Origin of the sequence: Paenibacillus sp. FJAT-27812, assembly GCF_001273905.1 — a bacterium.
Taxonomy (GTDB): domain Bacteria; phylum Bacillota; class Bacilli; order Paenibacillales; family Paenibacillaceae; genus Pristimantibacillus.
Genome location: NZ_LIGH01000001.1, coordinates 5,872,478 through 5,888,746 on the forward strand (window position 1 = coordinate 5,872,478; position 16,269 = coordinate 5,888,746).

The 16,269-nt window shown below is 46.4% G+C and carries 16 protein-coding genes; 2 read left to right on the plus strand and 14 right to left on the minus strand.

Going from position 1 to position 16,269, the window contains the following annotated elements:
* Window positions 1-51: 51 nt before the first annotated feature.
* The 4 genes from ADU23_RS25010 to yneA form a co-directional block, all read right to left on the minus strand.
* Window positions 52-1,134 carry an efflux RND transporter periplasmic adaptor subunit gene (locus ADU23_RS25010; RefSeq protein ID WP_053376238.1) on the minus strand — a complete coding sequence of 361 codons (1,083 nt, stop codon included), beginning with the start codon at window positions 1,132-1,134 and terminating at the stop codon, window positions 52-54.
* Window positions 1,135-1,160: 26 nt separating this feature from the next.
* Window positions 1,161-2,519 carry an ABC transporter permease gene (locus ADU23_RS25015; RefSeq protein WP_053376239.1) on the minus strand — a complete coding sequence of 453 codons (1,359 nt, stop codon included), beginning with the start codon at window positions 2,517-2,519 and terminating at the stop codon, window positions 1,161-1,163.
* Complete coding sequence (locus tag ADU23_RS25020) at window positions 2,516-3,229, minus strand: ABC transporter ATP-binding protein (protein WP_053376240.1); 714 nt, start codon at window positions 3,227-3,229, stop codon at window positions 2,516-2,518. The genes ADU23_RS25015 and ADU23_RS25020 overlap by 4 nt, the downstream gene beginning before the upstream one ends.
* A gap of 164 nt (window positions 3,230-3,393) precedes the next feature.
* Window positions 3,394-3,768 carry a cell division suppressor protein YneA gene (yneA, locus tag ADU23_RS25025; protein WP_053376241.1) on the minus strand — a complete coding sequence of 125 codons (375 nt, stop codon included), beginning with the start codon at window positions 3,766-3,768 and terminating at the stop codon, window positions 3,394-3,396.
* 158 nt (window positions 3,769-3,926) lie between these two features.
* Here yneA and lexA point away from each other — a divergent pair, with 158 nt between their 5' ends.
* Entirely contained in the window at window positions 3,927-4,547 is a 621-nt protein-coding gene (gene lexA, locus ADU23_RS25030; RefSeq protein ID WP_053376242.1) for a transcriptional repressor LexA, read from the plus strand.
* An 806-nt stretch (window positions 4,548-5,353) separates the two neighbouring features.
* On the opposite strand, the gene ADU23_RS25040 is transcribed toward lexA, so the two are convergent.
* The 3 genes from ADU23_RS25040 to ADU23_RS25050 all read right to left on the minus strand — a co-directional run bounded on the left by ADU23_RS25040 (window position 5,354) and on the right by ADU23_RS25050 (window position 8,041).
* A complete protein-coding gene (locus tag ADU23_RS25040; RefSeq protein ID WP_053376244.1) occupies window positions 5,354-5,947 on the minus strand; it encodes a TetR/AcrR family transcriptional regulator in 594 nt (197 codons plus the stop codon).
* Window positions 5,948-5,977: 30 nt separating this feature from the next.
* The gene (locus ADU23_RS25045) at window positions 5,978-6,586 is read right to left on the minus strand and encodes a hypothetical protein (RefSeq protein WP_053377818.1); all 609 of its coding nucleotides are present in this window, start codon (window positions 6,584-6,586) and stop codon (window positions 5,978-5,980) included.
* A gap of 297 nt (window positions 6,587-6,883) precedes the next feature.
* The gene (locus ADU23_RS25050) at window positions 6,884-8,041 is read right to left on the minus strand and encodes an MFS transporter (protein ID WP_442950659.1); all 1,158 of its coding nucleotides are present in this window, start codon (window positions 8,039-8,041) and stop codon (window positions 6,884-6,886) included.
* Between the two features lie 127 nt (window positions 8,042-8,168).
* On the opposite strand from ADU23_RS25050, the gene ADU23_RS25055 reads away from it, so the two are divergent.
* The gene (locus ADU23_RS25055) at window positions 8,169-9,125 is read left to right on the plus strand and encodes a LysR family transcriptional regulator (RefSeq protein WP_063846100.1); all 957 of its coding nucleotides are present in this window, start codon (window positions 8,169-8,171) and stop codon (window positions 9,123-9,125) included.
* A gap of 129 nt (window positions 9,126-9,254) precedes the next feature.
* Here the strand turns inward: ADU23_RS25055 and glnA are convergent, their stop codons facing one another.
* From glnA to ADU23_RS25090, 7 genes are all read right to left on the minus strand, one after another.
* Window positions 9,255-10,583, minus strand: coding sequence for a type I glutamate--ammonia ligase (gene glnA, locus ADU23_RS25060; RefSeq protein WP_053376246.1), 1,329 nt, complete (start codon window positions 10,581-10,583; stop codon window positions 9,255-9,257).
* 45 nt (window positions 10,584-10,628) lie between these two features.
* A complete protein-coding gene (locus ADU23_RS25065) occupies window positions 10,629-11,039 on the minus strand; it encodes a MerR family transcriptional regulator (protein WP_053376247.1) in 411 nt (136 codons plus the stop codon).
* A gap of 62 nt (window positions 11,040-11,101) precedes the next feature.
* A complete protein-coding gene (locus ADU23_RS25070) occupies window positions 11,102-12,394 on the minus strand; it encodes a methionine gamma-lyase family protein (protein WP_053376248.1) in 1,293 nt (430 codons plus the stop codon).
* Window positions 12,395-12,431: 37 nt separating this feature from the next.
* Window positions 12,432-13,724 (minus strand): GTPase HflX, encoded by a 1,293-nt coding sequence (gene hflX, locus ADU23_RS25075; RefSeq protein WP_053376249.1) that lies wholly within the window; start codon window positions 13,722-13,724, stop codon window positions 12,432-12,434.
* Between the two features lie 28 nt (window positions 13,725-13,752).
* A complete protein-coding gene (locus tag ADU23_RS25080; protein ID WP_053376250.1) occupies window positions 13,753-14,739 on the minus strand; it encodes an AAA family ATPase in 987 nt (328 codons plus the stop codon).
* 90 nt (window positions 14,740-14,829) lie between these two features.
* Window positions 14,830-15,507 (minus strand): YdcF family protein, encoded by a 678-nt coding sequence (locus ADU23_RS25085; protein WP_053376251.1) that lies wholly within the window; start codon window positions 15,505-15,507, stop codon window positions 14,830-14,832.
* Window positions 15,504-16,061: a DUF402 domain-containing protein gene (locus ADU23_RS25090; RefSeq protein WP_053376252.1), complete on the minus strand. Its 558-nt coding sequence runs from the start codon at window positions 16,059-16,061 to the stop codon at window positions 15,504-15,506. The genes ADU23_RS25085 and ADU23_RS25090 overlap by 4 nt, the downstream gene beginning before the upstream one ends.
* Window positions 16,062-16,269 lie beyond the last annotated feature (208 nt).

Here is a 16,269-nt window from a genome sequence, read left to right on the forward strand (position 1 = left end):
CAAGGAATCATAGAGGCTTCATATTTAAAGGATTCAATTATTGTAGAGCTATTATTGCAAAAAGACCTGATCGCCAACCTTCAGCCCTTCAAGAACTTCAGTGAGTTCCGGCGTTTCAAGACCAATTTTTATTTCCTTTCTTTCATACTGGCCATTTCCGGAATCCAGCATAACAAAATGTTTATCCTTTTCGCGAATGATCGCTATCGATGGTACAGCAGTCGTATTTTCTTTGCGTTCGGTCTCAATGGCACCATTCAAGCTTAAACCCGCTATCAAATACTCGCTAGGCTCTAGAACGATTACCACCTCGAACTGAGCAGCTTGATTTAGGTTGTTCTGATCCGTCCCTGTTTTCGCAAATTTTGATACTCTCAGCACTTTCCCTGTAAGCTTCAGATCCTTCATCGCGTTCATCTTCACTTGGACGGGCATGCCTGGCTTAATGCGGAATACGTCCTGCTCTCCAACTAATGCGATGAATTGCAGCTTATTTAAATCAACAACCTTGCCCACATATTCATTATCCGCCAAAGCCTGTGGCCGTTTGTTAGCATTGTCGAACAAAAAGATGCCCGTAGCCGGCGAGCGGAGGCTCGACTCTTTCAGCTTATTCTTCTTCACTAGCAGCTCTTTGGCTTGAATGCTCGAAGTCACTTCATTCAATTCCTTCGTCAAACGAGCGATTTCCTTCGTTACAAGCAGTTTTTTGCGTGCTTCTTCTGTCGATTCTAACGGGTTCGCTTCATCATCCACCTGACTCAAATAGTCGTTCAGGTCAGCCTCAAGGCTAGCCTTATGTAAAGCCGCCTCCGCTTGCAAAATCTCGTTTTGCACAGCAGTTTGATCGAGTTTAAACAGCACATCGCCTTTCTTCACCTGCTGACCGTCTTCGATTGCCCATTCAGTCACTTTAGAGCCATAAGGGGCATATACAAGCGTTTCTTGCTCATACAATGACTTTCCTTTCACCTCAACCTTATTCGCAATCGTTTCTTTCGTTACTTGAAAGGCAATAGGCTGCGAGTCTGACGTTATCTCTACAAGCTTGGTCGGATTTCCCATTCTATATAAAACAAAGCTAATTCCAATAATAACAAGTCCAATGATTCCCCACTTTATTTTCTTCTTCATCTTTAAGCTCCTTCTTATACTCTAAATTAATCACGTCTAATCGCTGTCAAAGCATCTGTACGAGATGCGCTCACCGCGGGGTAAATACCTGAGAAAATGCCGGTAGCAAGCGCGAACGCCATGCCAATGGGTATCGTTAATAGCGGAATAAAAATAATAACCGAATCCTGCTCACCGGATAAATTCGTTATAAGACCGTTAATGCCCCAAACGATCCAGTATGAAAATAGTACGCCGAGCAATCCGCCAAGCAGCCCCAGCAAGGCCGCTTCTACAATAAACATATTTCGAATTTGGGCAAGGTTAGCGCCAAGCACCTTCATAATGCCAATTTGCCTTCGCCTCTGGTAGGTAGACATCGTCATCGCAACGACGATAGATATCGAAGCGATAATAAGAATAAAAACACCGATGCCAAGAGCAGCTGCTTTTATTATTTTAAACTCATTTGCAAGCCGTTCCTTTTGAAATAAATTGGTTTGCGTGGAGACTACAAGCTTTTTGAGCTGCTGCTCGACCTGCTCGATATTGGATTGATTATCAACCTTCACAATAATGGAATTATAGGATTCCTGTTCATCTCCTCGCATTTTGAGCTCTTTCTTAAGCAGCTCCGCTGTTGCAATGGAAATGTAGCCCTTCTTGTCATACATGATCTGGTCATCTTTGACGCCAGTTGGTTTTTTCAGTACGCCTACGACTCGCAGCGGCCTGGTTAGAATCTGTCCATCTGCAGAGTAATAGCGAAACTGAATTTGCTTCTGATATAAGGGGGTGGGAATTTTGTTTAAGTTTTGATATTGCTCATACACCGCATCATCGTAAGGATTCGCGTTTATTTGATCTTGCATATTCTGTTTGGTTACTTCGTCAAAAAGACCCATCGTTGCGCCATAGCTTAGCACGATCGTATCCTCAAGGTCTGAAGGTCCCCCTTGCAAAAATTTATGCCCGAAATCCGTTAGAACCTCCAGATCCGTGCCGATCAATTGGGTTTGATTTTGCGAGATAAGCCCGTCTAATGTCGTCAGCTCCATGTAATCAAGCTGCTGAAATGGTGCGGCAGCCGTCACATGCTGAATTTTCCTCATTATATCCAGCTTTTGCTGCGTCAATTTACCTTGCTTTAACGATTCGCTTTCACTCTCGGATGAAGGTTTATTGCCCACTGCTTGGGCGCCCGTATTTGCCGTTACCGTAATTTCATCCATTTTCAAATAGCTGTTCATTTGCTGCTCGACATAAACCTGGGCGGACTCTCCAATGCTCATCGCAACAATAATGGCGGCACAGCCTATGGATATACCTGCTGCGCAAAGTGCGGTTACGACCTTTCTGCGCTTCACTTGATCCCATGATAATCGTGTAATATCACTTATTCTCAATTTTGTGGCACCCCCGCAAGCATACTTTCTCGAGCGGACTCTTGCTCCGTCACCAGATACCCATCCCGAAGCGAAATAATTTTTTCCGTTTGGGCGGCAACCTCACGTTCATGCGTGACGATGATAAACGTCGTTTCCATCGTTTTGTTCAATCGCTTCAAGATCATAATAATTTCTTCCTCGGTTTTTGTATCCAAATTACCCGTAGGCTCGTCCGCAAAAATGACCGAAGGCTCAGTGATCAAAGAGCGGGCAATACTGACACGCTGCTGTTGACCGCCTGAGAGCTGCGACGGAAACAACTCCGCCTTATCCGGAATCCCCACCTGCTCAAGCAAAGCAAGCGCCTTTTTTTTTCTAATGGATGGATGAATGGATTGGAACACTAGCGGCAGCTCAACATTTTCACGTACCGTCAAATTTGCAATAAGCTCATACGCTTGAAAAATAAAACCGATATGCTTGCGCCTAAACTCAGCCAATTTGTTTTCGTTCATCGTAACGATATTGTGGTCTGCAATGAAAATTTGTCCTTCCGTTGGCTTCATCAAGCCCGCCATTAAATTAAGCAGTGTAGATTTACCAGAGCCGGAACTACCTAATAACGCAATCATTTCACCCTTATGTACATCGAAGCTAATATTCTGCAATACTGCAGTCGCTTCATTCCCATTTATGAAGGAATGGGATAACTCTTCAACACGTAACAATTCAGCCTCTCCTTTCAGTCCCCCACCAATAGACGAACAAGCAAAGCACGAACCCTGCAGTTCAAACAAAAAAACTTTCCAAATGAAGTAGAGTCCACTGATCTACTTGATTCAGAAAGCTATTTATAATTAAAACTTTCTATTAATTGTAAATGAAATTCAGCTTAAATGCTAGGAATAATTAACCTCTGGCCCGGCATAATCTCAGAAGATTGTAAATCATTACGATCTTGAATTAAATAAATGATATATCGAATATCTTGCTTCCCATCCGTAAACTGCTGCGCAATACCCCACAGTGTATCCCCAGAATGTACGGTTACCACATGCTCATTGACTGCTGCTTCTGCCGGATGATTGCCGGATGCATATGTTCCTATCATTAGAAAGCTAGTAAACAATAGTGCGAACACGGCCGTGCAAACGATGATCTTAGCTGTATGCTTCTTCATCAACCGTTTGACCAAGTGGCCGAGAACCACTGCTTTGCCTGTTTCTTGTTTGTGTATCGTTCTATAAAAGCTTGGACTAGTTATCATTTTTCAGCACCCCAAACGTTTGTTCTGTTTTTAGATTACACGAACAGACGTTTGGTGTCAACGAAAAAATACGAACTTCTGTACTTAAGAACTTATGTTTGTACGAACTCCGGTTCTATGTTATAATTTGCTACAAATCTACTAATGGAGTGATCACAGTGTCGAAGATTTCTAACCGACAACATTCAATTCTTGAATTTATAAAGAATGAAGTCCGGGAGAAAGGCTATCCACCCTCCGTTCGAGAAATCGGCGAAGCTGTTGGATTGTTATCCAGTTCAACCGTTCACGGTCATTTGGACCGTTTGGAGAAGAAAGGGCTAATTCGCCGAGATCCCACTAAACCGCGTGCTATTGAAATTTTAGATCAAGAAGGCGTAGACGGCATTATTCCCCTTTCTGTAGCTAAAGTACCTATCGTAGGTAAAGTTACTGCAGGCGTGCCGATAACTGCCACCGAGAACATCGAAGAATACTTCCCGCTTCCTTCCCATTTTGTTGGAGACAGCAGCGTATTCATTTTGAACGTCATGGGCGAGAGCATGATCGAAGCCGGTATTCACGATGGTGATTACGTTATTGTCCGTCAGCAGCAAACCGCTAATAACGGAGAAATCGTTGTAGCGATGACTGAAGACGATGAAGCTACGGTAAAAACTTTCTACAAAGAGAAGAATCACATTCGCTTGCAGCCAGAAAACTCCACGATGCAGCCGATTCTACTCCAAAATGTTACGATTCTAGGCAAAGTCATCGGGCTTTTCCGTGATATCCATTAAACGAAGCAAATGTACATAAGAAGAGGCTGAATCGATGCATACGCATCTGTATGACAAACACCCAATCACCCGGCGTTTATCCCGCATAACCTATATGGTATTCAACAAATAAGGAGGTGCATTGAAAATGTCCGGTTTTGTTGGTGGGGCTTTTACAAATCTAGGCACCATTTTAGTTTTGTTCATCTTATTGGTGATTATCGCGTGCAGCTGTGGCTTTGGCTTCGGCGGCTATTAATTCAAACATTCAGCTTTCATAATATTGAAACCAAAAAAGACCCATGTTATGGGTCTTTTTGTATGCAGTCTATATCCAGCATCAAAGCAAGCTTACATTTATATGTATGAAAATGCTCCACTTCAGATAACATGCCGAAATGAAGATGGGCAAGTTACATAGGCATCGCTCCAAGCATAGGCTGTTCTTATTAAACGAATAATTGGAGGTATACTTGATGGCATTCGGACCGCAGCAACCCCCGTTTTATCCCTACCCGCCACCTTACCCATATCCCTACCCTTATCAGTACCCGTATCCCTACCCCTATCCGGAAGTGCTCCCAGTTCCCATTCCCTTTCCAATAGGCACCTTTGGAGGACCATGGCTTGGCGGAGGCAGCTTTTCTGGCGGCGGGGGCTTTCATGGCGTACCATCCTCCGGATTTCATGGGGGTCCTGGAGGGGGCTTTCATGGCGCCAGGGGCGGATTTCATGGCAGGTATAGGCCATCATACAGAAGATTTTAAATCTCATTCATGGAGGGTGAGGGCAGCTGCCCCCTCCTCCCTAAGTTCCAGCCTCCGAAATTATACCTTTATTGCGTCCCAGCTCATTTGGATAATGACATCAAGATTTTGCTGATTCGCTTCATTTTCCTTTTTGAAATGTGCCTTGGCCAGCTGAATGACAGGGAAATAACAGAAGGTCAACAAGAGATTGATGTCTGCCTGTTTCAACAATTTCTCGCGCTGCCCTCTCAAGGCAAAAGACCGCAAGGATTGAAACATCCATGCTGTGTCCTCTAGACAGAGCTTATCAAGCAGCGGCGAAGTTGAAAATTGTTCTAAAAACAAAAAGTATTCCTTATTGCTTAGCGTGAAATCCAATAAATTTCTCATGACGGTTGCAAAACCATCCTTGACAGGAGTTGAATCGTCGATATTTTGCACCAATTGCTGACTCATCTTTTCTTTAACATTCAAATAAAGCTTTAGGAGCATGTCCTCCTTATTTTCAAAATAAACATAAATCGTTGATGATGATACGTTCGCTCGCTTAGCGATTTTTGACATGGAGATGTCGGCAAATCCGATTTCGTTCAAAAGCTGTATCGTCGCTTGAAAGATTGCTTCGCTTTTATTCTCGTCTTTATGTCTCATGCAGGTATGATAAATGATCATTCGTTTTAAGTCAATTTTGTTGCAGAAACCTTACATCGCCCGCTTCAGCAGCTGGTTTAACGACCACTTTGTTTTTGCGTGATTACCAAGCCTTTGACGGTTAAGCAGCGGATAGTCGTACAACGGCCCTTCATAAAGGACTTGAAACAGAGGATGGTTTAAAAAATCATTTGGCGTGACCAGCGCCGAAGGACGCTCCCACAAGGGAATGCCGCTCTTAGTCATCGTTTCTGCCACGAACTGTGAACAAAAATAGGAGTGGACAGGCTGTAGGTCCATATCCAGCAGCACGCCAAACAATCCAATCAGATTGTAGCTGTAAAGATGTTTGTTCTTTTCAAAATCACGAATGGTTTGAATCAAATTAGCACGCTGCTCCGCGCTGACAGCTATTCGAAGCAAAGCACATCGTGTATGGGGAAAATGGCGAAAGGTCCCTTCATACATATCTTCCCTAACGAAACCCGCAAGTAAAGGATTGTTTGCTTTTTTTCGTCCGAAGCTAAATACTTCATGCAGGTTTTCATCCAGGACGAGTGAAGCATGATTGTATGGCGCACCCGTAAACCCTTTAATCAGCCTTGTAAAAATAGTACCCGTATCGGACAGCAACACGTAGATGTTATCCGTCTTGCACATTTCCATGCTAGCTTGTATCATGCTGTTCACTCTCCAATAAATAAGCTCGTTTATCTATACGATTCATTTGAATGTGGTCTCGATAACTTCTGAATTGAATATACCAACACATCGGCCAACCGAATAGTACTAACTCTATCTAGTACTGTTGTGAAACAAAAAAAATACACCCTTCAAAGCAGTTAGCCAAATTCTCCCCAGAGAAATGGTGATGCCTGCTTTAAAGCGTGTATATAGCTGTCACATGAATTTATTAAAGTGGATCTCCAGCACGCCATACATATTATCTAACCGTTCTTACGGCCTTTTTGGCTCCTCGCCGTTGCTTATTAGAAGCTGAACACTGATCATAATAAGAATAACGGCAATCATCGTGACAAAAGCTAATGTGAAGCTGCCGCTGCTGTCATGGATCAATCCTATGACGAGCGGTCCCATTGCACCTATGAGGTAGCCGCCGCATTGTGACATCGCCGCCCAAGCGCCTGCTTCCTTGGCAGTTTTTGTCTCAACGATCGGAAGCATTAAAGCTAGCGGGAACAAGCCGCCGGCTCCAATGCCAAGAAATACGACTGCAACCATAATCGGCAAATGAAATAAAAGCATCAGCACGCCAACAAGCTCGCACAAGCTGCATAAGACAAGAAATAATTTCCGATTACCAAAACGCGATACGATTGCAGGCAATGTCATCGAGACCGGTATCTGCATGATGGTAAAGACAGTAAGAATCATCGCGGCGCTCGTTTTACTGTAACCGAGACTTTGCGCAATCGGTGCGATCCACGCCGTTATCGAATAGAACATACAAGCCATTAGGCCAAAGAAGAGCGTTAAAAGCAGTGCCCTTTTATTTTTGAGCGGCAGCCGTGAATGCTCCTCCTGCTGCTGCTGCTCCTCGTTGTTCTTGCGCTGCAATAGTGCTACCCAAAAAACCAAAGCCAGTACACCGAGCACAGCCCAGCATGCAAGCGTAATTGTCAAGCTATGATTGCTCCGCGTGTAGATAGGGATGGAAAGCCCAGAAGCGATCGCAGCGCCTACTGTCATGGATACGGAATAAACGCTCACAACACCCGGCTTGCTCGGAAAATGCTTTTTAATATAACCTGACAGCATAGGGCCCGCAAGTCCGATTCCGATGCCGGCAATAAACGCGGTCAAGATCAGTATCGTAACTGAGCTATAAAGTCCTCGCAGCGCAGTTGCAGCCGTAATAAGAAGAAGAGCCGAAAAAATCGCACGCTCCAGTCCTAACCAATCACGAATACGGGTCGCCAGCGGCGCAAATATTCCCATACATAATACCGGAAGCGTCGTTAACAGGCTTACTGCAAGACCGCTCATGCCAAGCGTTGACTGTATGGTATCCAATAGTGGAGCTACGGAGGTTATCGCAGGCCTCAAATTTAAGGAAGCTAAAAATAGGGCAAAAAGTAAATAAAACGTTCGCATCATTCTCTCTCTCCTGTCTCTGTTTAAACGCCTTGTGTACTCTGAGTATAGTGACCCTAATTACATTGATCAATACTATTATTTCTATTATTATAATAGCAATAAACTATCATTGGGGGGCGAGCTCATGGACACTCGGCATATTCACTATTTTATGGCTGTATGCGAGCATCTGCACTTTACAAAAGCAGCCGATCGTCTTGGCATCAGTCAGCCTACGCTCAGCCAGCAAATCAGAGTGCTTGAAGGTGAGCTTGGCATGCCGCTCTTCGATCGTATCGGCAAAAAAATAGTGTTAACCGAAGCCGGCGAGCTGCTGCGCTTGCATGGCGGAAAAATGATTCAAGCGGAGCAAGACGCCAAAAATGCGATACTCGAATTGCTGGCTGGTGAACGAGGAAACATCCGCCTTGGCGTTCTTCCTTCGGATCTCGATTTCCAGCTCGTTCCGTTGTTCATCTATTTTCATGAGAAATATCCATCCATTCAACTGCAAGCCTTTTCCACAATCCGCGTCCAAGAAGAGGTTCTCAGCAACAATGTGGACATCGGCATCGGCTTAAAAAGCGCTCCTGACCCCAGGCTTATTCAAATGCCGCTTGGTTCAGAACCATACCATTTGCTGGTATGCTCTACAAATCCTTTAGCTGACAGAAAACAAATCGAGCTTCAGGAGCTTCAGCATATTCCGCTCGTCATGTACCCGCTTGGTTATCTAGGCCGCGATCTGGTGGAGGAAGCATGCAGGGAGCTAGGCTTCTCACTCTCTACCGTCATGGAGACAAGCTCTGCTACGTCGCTGCTGCAGCTCGTCCGAGCAGGCATAGGGGCCACCGTCCAACCTGAGCATCTTCTCAGAGGCGTAACAGTCCAATCCGGCCTTGTGTCCATTCCGATCATAAACCGCCCCCCTTTCCGCCATTTGGTGCTCGTATATCGCTCTGACCGGTTTATAAGCCACGCTCAAAAACAGCTTGCCGCATGGCTCACTTCCTTTTTTCAAAATGATCATCAAAGTTCAAGTGACAACAATGCCGACTCTGCCGGATTAGAAAACAAAACCCGAAAGACAGACACCATTTAAAATGGTGTATCTTTCGGGTTTTCATTTATTCCAATTAAAAACCCCTTAAATAGCAATGGAAAAACCAATCGGTTCTTTCATTGCTTATTTTAAGGGGTACTCTACATTTCGGTATCAAAAATTTTAGATTTAGTAAAGAGTCAAATACTGATCGCGTTCCCATTGGTGAACTTGCGTGCGGTACATGTCCCACTCGATTTCTTTCAGCTCGTAGAAGTGTGCAAGCGCATGGTCGCCTAGTGCATCGCAAACGATGTCGCTTCTTAGCATTTCATCAAGAGCTTCCTTCAAATCAAGCGGCAAGCTTGGAATACCAGCATCCTGACGTTCTTCCTCTGTCATGATGTAGATGTTTCGGTCTGTTGGAGCCGGCAACGGAAGCTTGTTCTGAATGCCGTCCAAACCTGCTCTTAGCATCACAGCAAGAGCCAAATATGGGTTAGCCGCCGGATCTGGATTACGAACCTCTACGCGCGTGCTAAGACCGCGTGAAGCTGGAATCCGAATCATTGGCGAGCGGTTGCTTGCAGACCAAGCGACATAACAAGGCGCTTCGTAGCCTGGAACAAGACGTTTGTATGAATTGATTGTAGGGTTCGTAATAGCTGCCATCGCACGAGCGTGAAGCAAAATACCAGCCATGTACTGACGGGCAACCGTGCTAAGGCCCAGCTTGTCCTTCTCATCGTAGAACACGTTTGTTTCGCCTTGGAACAACGATTGGTGGCAGTGCATACCGGAACCATTTACGCCGAACAACGGTTTTGGCATGAACGATGCATGCAAGCCATGCTCGCGTGCAACTGTTTTTACCACTAGCTTAAACGTTTGAATTTGGTCAGCCGCTTTAATCGCATCTGCATATTTAAAGTCGATTTCATGTTGTCCCGGTGCTACCTCATGGTGGGAAGCTTCAATTTCAAAGCCCATCTCCTCAAGCGTCAGCACGATTTCACGGCGACAGTTTTCACCCATATCCATCGGCGCGAGGTCAAAGTAACCGCCTTGGTCATTAAGCTCTGTTGTCGGCTCGCCGCGCTCATCGGTTTTGAACAAGAAAAATTCCGGTTCTGGACCAACGTTCATTGCTGTGTAGCCAAGCTCTTCCGCTTCCTTCAAGGCACGTTTCAAAATACCGCGCGGATCTCCGGCAAACGGCGTTCCGTCTGGCATATAAATGTCACAAATCAAACGGGCAACGCGATCTTGTGTTACCCATGGGAATACAACCCAAGTATCTAAGTCGGGGTACAAGTACATGTCTGATTCTTCAATACGTACATAACCTTCGATGGATGAACCGTCAAACATCATTTTGTTGTCAAGAGCTTTCTCAAGCTGGCTGACTGGAATTTCAACGTTTTTAATCGTTCCAAGTAGATCCGTAAACTGCAAACGGATAAACCGAACATTTTGTTCCTGTGCTATACGTCTAATATCGTCTTTAGTGTAACTCACAGAATCATCTCCTTAGTTTGCGAATCATGGGTTATAAAAGTAAAACTAGCGCTTATTTAAGAAACGGGTCAACTGACCTTGAATAAGCGACGCTTGACCCGGCCTTTTCTCAAGCAATTGCTGCTTCAGCAAACGGTGCAGCTGCTGATCGGAAAGCTCGCGGCGCTTCACTTCCGATTGCTCGCTGACGATCGTTGCGTCATCCGACTCTTTCGATACCGGATTCATCACTTGCTTGATGCCAGCGATGTTAACGCCCTTCTCGATCAATGATTTTATTTCCAAAAGCCGTTCTACGTCATTAAACGAAAATAACCGTTGGTTTCCTGCCGTCCTTGCAGGTACGATCAATTCATGCTGCTCGTAATACCGGATTTGCCTTGCCGTTAAATCCGTCAGCTTCATCACGATGCCGATAGGGAATAAGGCCATATTTCTGCGAATATCATCAGCCATGTCGCATCAACCTTCCAGTCGCTCATTTATATGTCCATTCTATATGTTACAACGCAAACGTGTCAAGTTATGTAAGGTTTAATCACAATTAAACCGCTATCCACGAGCCGATATAACGCAGTTAGAACACCGTATTTTGCATGAGCGTAAGTAAGGCCGCCTTGCATATATGCAATGTAAGGTTCACGTATAGGCGCGTCAGCTGACAGCTCCAAACTGCCGCCTTGAATGAACGTACCTGCCGCCATTATAACGGCATTCTCATAACCGGGCATGTCCCAAGGTTCAGGCATGACATGGGAATCTACCGCCGCCGCCTGCTGGATGCCTTGCACGAATGCGATCAAATGCTCTGCTTGTCCGAAACGGACTGCTTGAATAAGATCGGTTCGAGGCTCATTCCATCTTGGCTTCGTTACAAATCCGAGCTCCTCGAACAAGGCTGCAGCTAGAACGCTGCCCTTGATCGCTTGTCCCACCAAGTGAGGCGCCAAAAACAGTCCTTGGAACATAGGGCGAAGCGTGCCTAACATCGCGCCAACCTCGCCGCCGATGCCAGGCGCAGTCAACCGATATGCCGCTGCCTCTACCGCAGCAGTTGTTCCTGCAATATACCCCCCCGTTTCGGCCAAACCGCCTCCGGGGTTTTTGATAAGCGAACCCGCCATTAAATCTACGCCGATCTGGGTAGGCTCTAACAGCTCTGTAAACTCACCGTAGCAATTATCAACGAAAACAAGCACATCGGGTTTCAGCGCTTTGACACGTTTGACAATTTCCGCAATCTCAGCAACGGTAAAAGAAGCTCTCCAATCGTACCCGCGCGAGCGCTGAATCCCGATTACCTTCGTCTCATCTGTAATCGATTGCTCGATACGTTCCCAGTCAAGACCTCCGTCATCTTGCAACGGAACCTCTGAATATTTCACTCCCCAATCCTGCAAGGAGCCGGTTCCGTCACCCGGCTTGCCAATCACCTTATGAAGGGTATCGTAGGGTCTTCCCGTGACATATAGAAGCTCGTCCGACGGCCGAAGCACACCGAACAAAGCACAGCTGATCGTATGCGTGCCGGACACAAAATGAGGCCTAACGATCGCAGCTTCCGCCCCCATCACGTCCGCATAGACGAGATCGAGAATTTCACGGCCGCGATCATTATAGCCATAACCCGTTGAGCCGGTAAAATGAAAATCACTTACTTTATGACGCTGAAACGCTTCAATAACTTTCCACTGATTTCGCTCCGCTATCCGATCAACGCTGCGAAAAGCTTCTGCAGCAAGCTCCTCGGATCGCTCTGCAAGCTGCTCGAGATGCTCCCAAAGCTTCTGATTCTCATGTTGCAAACTCATTTGATCTCTTCTCCTTCAACGTTTTGCTCAGCAAAACTTACTGCTCAATAAATTGTTTCAATCGATGCCCATGCTGTTCATACTCTTGTTTGCTAACATGTACAGTTAGCCGAAGCGACTGTTCATCGATCTCTTGATTAATAACCTCACCGCTGCGATAAGCGAGTGCGATAAGATCGCCGCGCTCAGCTGGTACGATGAACGTTAGCGTATCCCCGCTCAGCTTATCTTGAATGGTCTGCCTTAAAAGCTCAAGATCCTCCGCATCATAAGCGCTGATCACGAGGTTATCGCCGCCGGTGATGGGCAAATCCGCCAATGAACCGTCATTTATGCACATATCCTTTTTATTATAGACCATTACATAGGGCTTATCTGCGGCGCCAAGGTCGCCTAATATTTTGTTAACCACCTTAATTTGTTCATCGCGCATCGGCGAGCTGCTGTCAATAACATGGAGCACAAGGTCGGCCTCGCATACTTCCTCCAAGGTCGCACGGAAAGCGGCAACAAGGTCATGCGGCAAATTTTGAATAAAGCCTACCGTATCCGTCAGTACGATTTCTCTGCCGTTAGGCAGCTCGAGCGTCCGCGAGGTGGGATCTAGCGTAGCAAACAACTGATTCTCAACGTAAACATCCGCATTCGTCAGCTCACGGAGCAATGTCGATTTGCCGGCATTCGTATAACCAACCAATGCAACTTGGATGGCGCCTGATTTTTTGCGGCGTTCGCGGTGCAGCTTCCGGTGGCGGACAACCTCTTCAAGAACAGTCTTGAGATCAAAAATCCGATCGCGAATATGACGGCGGTCAGTCTCAAGCTTAGTTTCCCCTGGCCCACGAGTACCGATGCCGCCGCCTAGACGCGATAGGTTTTTGCTTTGCCCAGATAGGCGCGGCAGCAAATAGCTGAGCTGTGCGAGCTCAACTTGGATAATACCTTCACGCGTTTTGGCACGGCCAGCAAAAATATCCAAAATCAACTGCGTCCGGTCGACGATTTTTAAATCCAGCGACTCTTCGAGATTGCGAACCTGAGCGCCGGAGAGCTCCTGATCGAATATTGCCGTTGTCGCCCCAAGCTCATCAGCCAGCGCTTTAACCTCCTGCACCTTGCCTTTGCCGATAAACCATTTGGAGTCGGCTGTTTCTTTATTTTGCGTAATGGTGGTTAGCACTTCAACGCCTGCTGTCTCGGTTAGCTGCACCAACTCCTGAAGCGACATCTCCGGGTCGCCGCCCTTACGCTTATCGTTATTTGTAACTAAACTTATCAGTATCGCTTTTTCAACCATATTGGGGTTGGTATCGAATGTTTTCTCGCTCATCTCATACTCCTTCTAAACTACGCCGTCATTATGTCTTTGTGTCCCACTTCAAATCCTCAGGCCTGATCGTCATAAGCTCCTGCTTCGCAGGAACGGAACTGGCGTATTGCGTAAGCAGGCGAACGGCCTGATACCTGATCGACTTCTCAATAGCATTTCTAACATATCTGGCATTGCTGAAGGAGAACATGGTGCTTAGCTTCTCCTGCATCAGATGCTGCCTTAATTTAAATATGGTCTGCGGGAGCAAAATATAGTCACGATCCTTGGCCATCAGCTCGCTGATCTGTATCAACTGATCAACCGAATAATCCGGAAATTCGATCTGGATCGGAAAGCGTGACGGCAGCCCTGGATTCGTCAGCAAGAAGTCCTCGATCTCGGCAGGATAACCTGCGAGGATCAGCACAAATTGATTTTTGTGATCTTCCATCGCTTTGACCAATGTATCAATGGCTTCCTTGCCAAAGTCCTTCTCCCCGCCGCGGGCGAGGCTGTAGGCTTCATCCACGAACAGCACGCCGCCGATCGCCTTGCGGACGAGGTCGCGTGTCTTCTGCGCCGTATGGCCAATATATTCGCCAACAAGATCCGCTCGTTCCACCTCGATTAGATGCCCCTTCGCTAGGACACCCATCTTCTGAAAAAGCTTCGCCACGATACGGGCAATCGTCGTCTTCCCCGTCCCCGGATTGCCCTTAAAAATCATATGGTACACATGCGAGCCGCCAAACAGCCCCGCTTCGGAACGCATTCGGCTAATATAAAGCAAAGCATATATTTCGTACACAAGTGACTTCACGTTTTCCATGCCAATCATCGGCTCAAGCTCTTTCTGAATATCGGCATAATGATCTACGCCTGGCAGCGGCTTGACAGCCGGCAGCGGGTCAGCCTCGAGCGCATGCGCAGATGCGCCTAATTGAAATGTCTCTTGACTTCTAAGGACCACATTAATTTGCCGGGAAGGCCTTGCGGTGCCATTTCCGGGGCCTGATATGACGTGTCCACTCATCTGTCGCATCACCTATCCTTTGCATCAAAAGCTGTAGCGGCTAAACCGCACTACAAGTTTATTCTACCTTGCGGCAGCATATTAGCAGATTTACAGCGATGAATCCGAATAGGGAATTCCGAAAGCGAGAAGCAGCGAGTCGAGCCTCCATTTCGTAAAAGCTAGTACCTCGCGTGACTCGTTGTATACCGGATTTAGCACCTTCGATTTGGTTGCAGCGACTTGAAAAGACTTGAAATCAAGCTTTTTGGCAATCTCCTTAGAACGGGCTGCATGGTAATCATGTGTAATAACGATCAAATCGGTCAGCTTATGCTGCTCGGCAATGCTCTTGCTGAACGATAGGTTTTCGTACGTGCTGGTCGCTTTGTTTTCTAGCAACAGCTTGTCAGCTGAAATACCTTTTGCAATGAGATAGTCGCGCATGCCCTCTGCTTCCGTCTTCACCGAACCGTTGTTATCCAAGCCGCCGGACAAAATAAGCTTGTCCACCAATCCCGTATCGAATAATCGGTATGCGAAGTCCAGCCGTTCCTTAAGCGCTGGACTTGGTACGTCATTCCATAAAGCGGCCCCCAGCACAATGCCGGCATCCGCCTTGACTAACTGCTTATCCATGGGAAAACCATTAATTAACCATAATAAATATCCGCACCAAAAGACGCCTGCACAGATGGTCCATGCAACAACACGAAACAGGAGCAGCCACGGATGACGCTTTTTCGTTCGTTTCCGCGATCTGCTCCTCCTGCCTGTTGCCGTATTCATGATTCGCTTAACTCCCCGGTTCGCTCAAGCAAGCTCTTACGGTGTTTAAGGCTAAGCGTAAAATAACGGAATCTGCCGTTGCGAATGCTCGAGAGCAATTTACCGGCCGTTTTTCGAGCGAGTGCCACATCCTTGCCATTTACATCACCCTGCCTATGCGCGTCTTCGAGCTCATCCTCGTCCATGAGGAACACTTCTCCGCTTGGCAGTACGACTACGTCCAAATAAAGATCATCGAACCAAGGCACCTGCTGATCCGTTAAGCCTTGCGTTTTGCATACATCGATATACCACTGCACGACGCGTCCTTTATCATCAAACATCGTCGTTACGACAAAATGCTCGCCTCGTGGAAAATGCTGCATCCATAAGTAGCCGCGATCGGCCAAACAAAGTCTCCGTCCGTTATATTCCTTCCATAACGGCTCACGCAATTCATGAATCCGGTAAAACGTTACGAGCCCTTTGAACTCATCGCCGTCAAGCGCTAGGCACGAATAGCTTTTGCGCAGGATACGCCGCCAGTTAGCCCGGTCTGAAAATTTTCTCTTCATACGGAACGTACCTTTCCGTTCATTTAGGAAAAGCTTGCCAACTCATGCATAGCTTTTCCTTGCTTTGATTGAACAACGAACAACTCGTGATTAACGACAGTTGAAATTTACCTATAAAAAAAGATTACCATATCTTAACGTCCATCTCCAGCCGACCGGCAAAATAAACCAAGCTCTCCGTCCCAAAACAAAAAAATACCGCCACGAA

What these genes read in the sequence shown, in the direction of transcription:
- ADU23_RS25090 (WP_053376252.1), bottom strand. Translation starts at nt 16,061, where the DNA reads ATGAAGAGAAAATTTTCAGACCGGGCTAACTGGCGGCGTATCCTGCGC.
- hflX (WP_053376249.1), bottom strand. Translation starts at nt 13,724, where the DNA reads ATGAGCGAGAAAACATTCGATACCAACCCCAATATGGTTGAAAAAGCG.
- ADU23_RS25055 (WP_063846100.1), top strand. Translation starts at nt 8,169, where the DNA reads ATGGACACTCGGCATATTCACTATTTTATGGCTGTATGCGAGCATCTG.
- ADU23_RS25080 (WP_053376250.1), bottom strand. Translation starts at nt 14,739, where the DNA reads ATGAGTGGACACGTCATATCAGGCCCCGGAAATGGCACCGCAAGGCCT.
- ADU23_RS25010 (WP_053376238.1), bottom strand. Translation starts at nt 1,134, where the DNA reads ATGAAGAAGAAAATAAAGTGGGGAATCATTGGACTTGTTATTATTGGA.
- ADU23_RS25040 (WP_053376244.1), bottom strand. Translation starts at nt 5,947, where the DNA reads ATGATCATTTATCATACCTGCATGAGACATAAAGACGAGAATAAAAGC.
- ADU23_RS25065 (WP_053376247.1), bottom strand. Translation starts at nt 11,039, where the DNA reads ATGGCTGATGATATTCGCAGAAATATGGCCTTATTCCCTATCGGCATC.
- ADU23_RS25045 (WP_053377818.1), bottom strand. Translation starts at nt 6,586, where the DNA reads ATGTGCAAGACGGATAACATCTACGTGTTGCTGTCCGATACGGGTACT.
- yneA (WP_053376241.1), bottom strand. Translation starts at nt 3,768, where the DNA reads ATGATAACTAGTCCAAGCTTTTATAGAACGATACACAAACAAGAAACA.
- ADU23_RS25050 (WP_442950659.1), bottom strand. Translation starts at nt 8,041, where the DNA reads ATGCGAACGTTTTATTTACTTTTTGCCCTATTTTTAGCTTCCTTAAAT.
- ADU23_RS25070 (WP_053376248.1), bottom strand. Translation starts at nt 12,394, where the DNA reads ATGAGTTTGCAACATGAGAATCAGAAGCTTTGGGAGCATCTCGAGCAG.
- ADU23_RS25085 (WP_053376251.1), bottom strand. Translation starts at nt 15,507, where the DNA reads ATGAATACGGCAACAGGCAGGAGGAGCAGATCGCGGAAACGAACGAAA.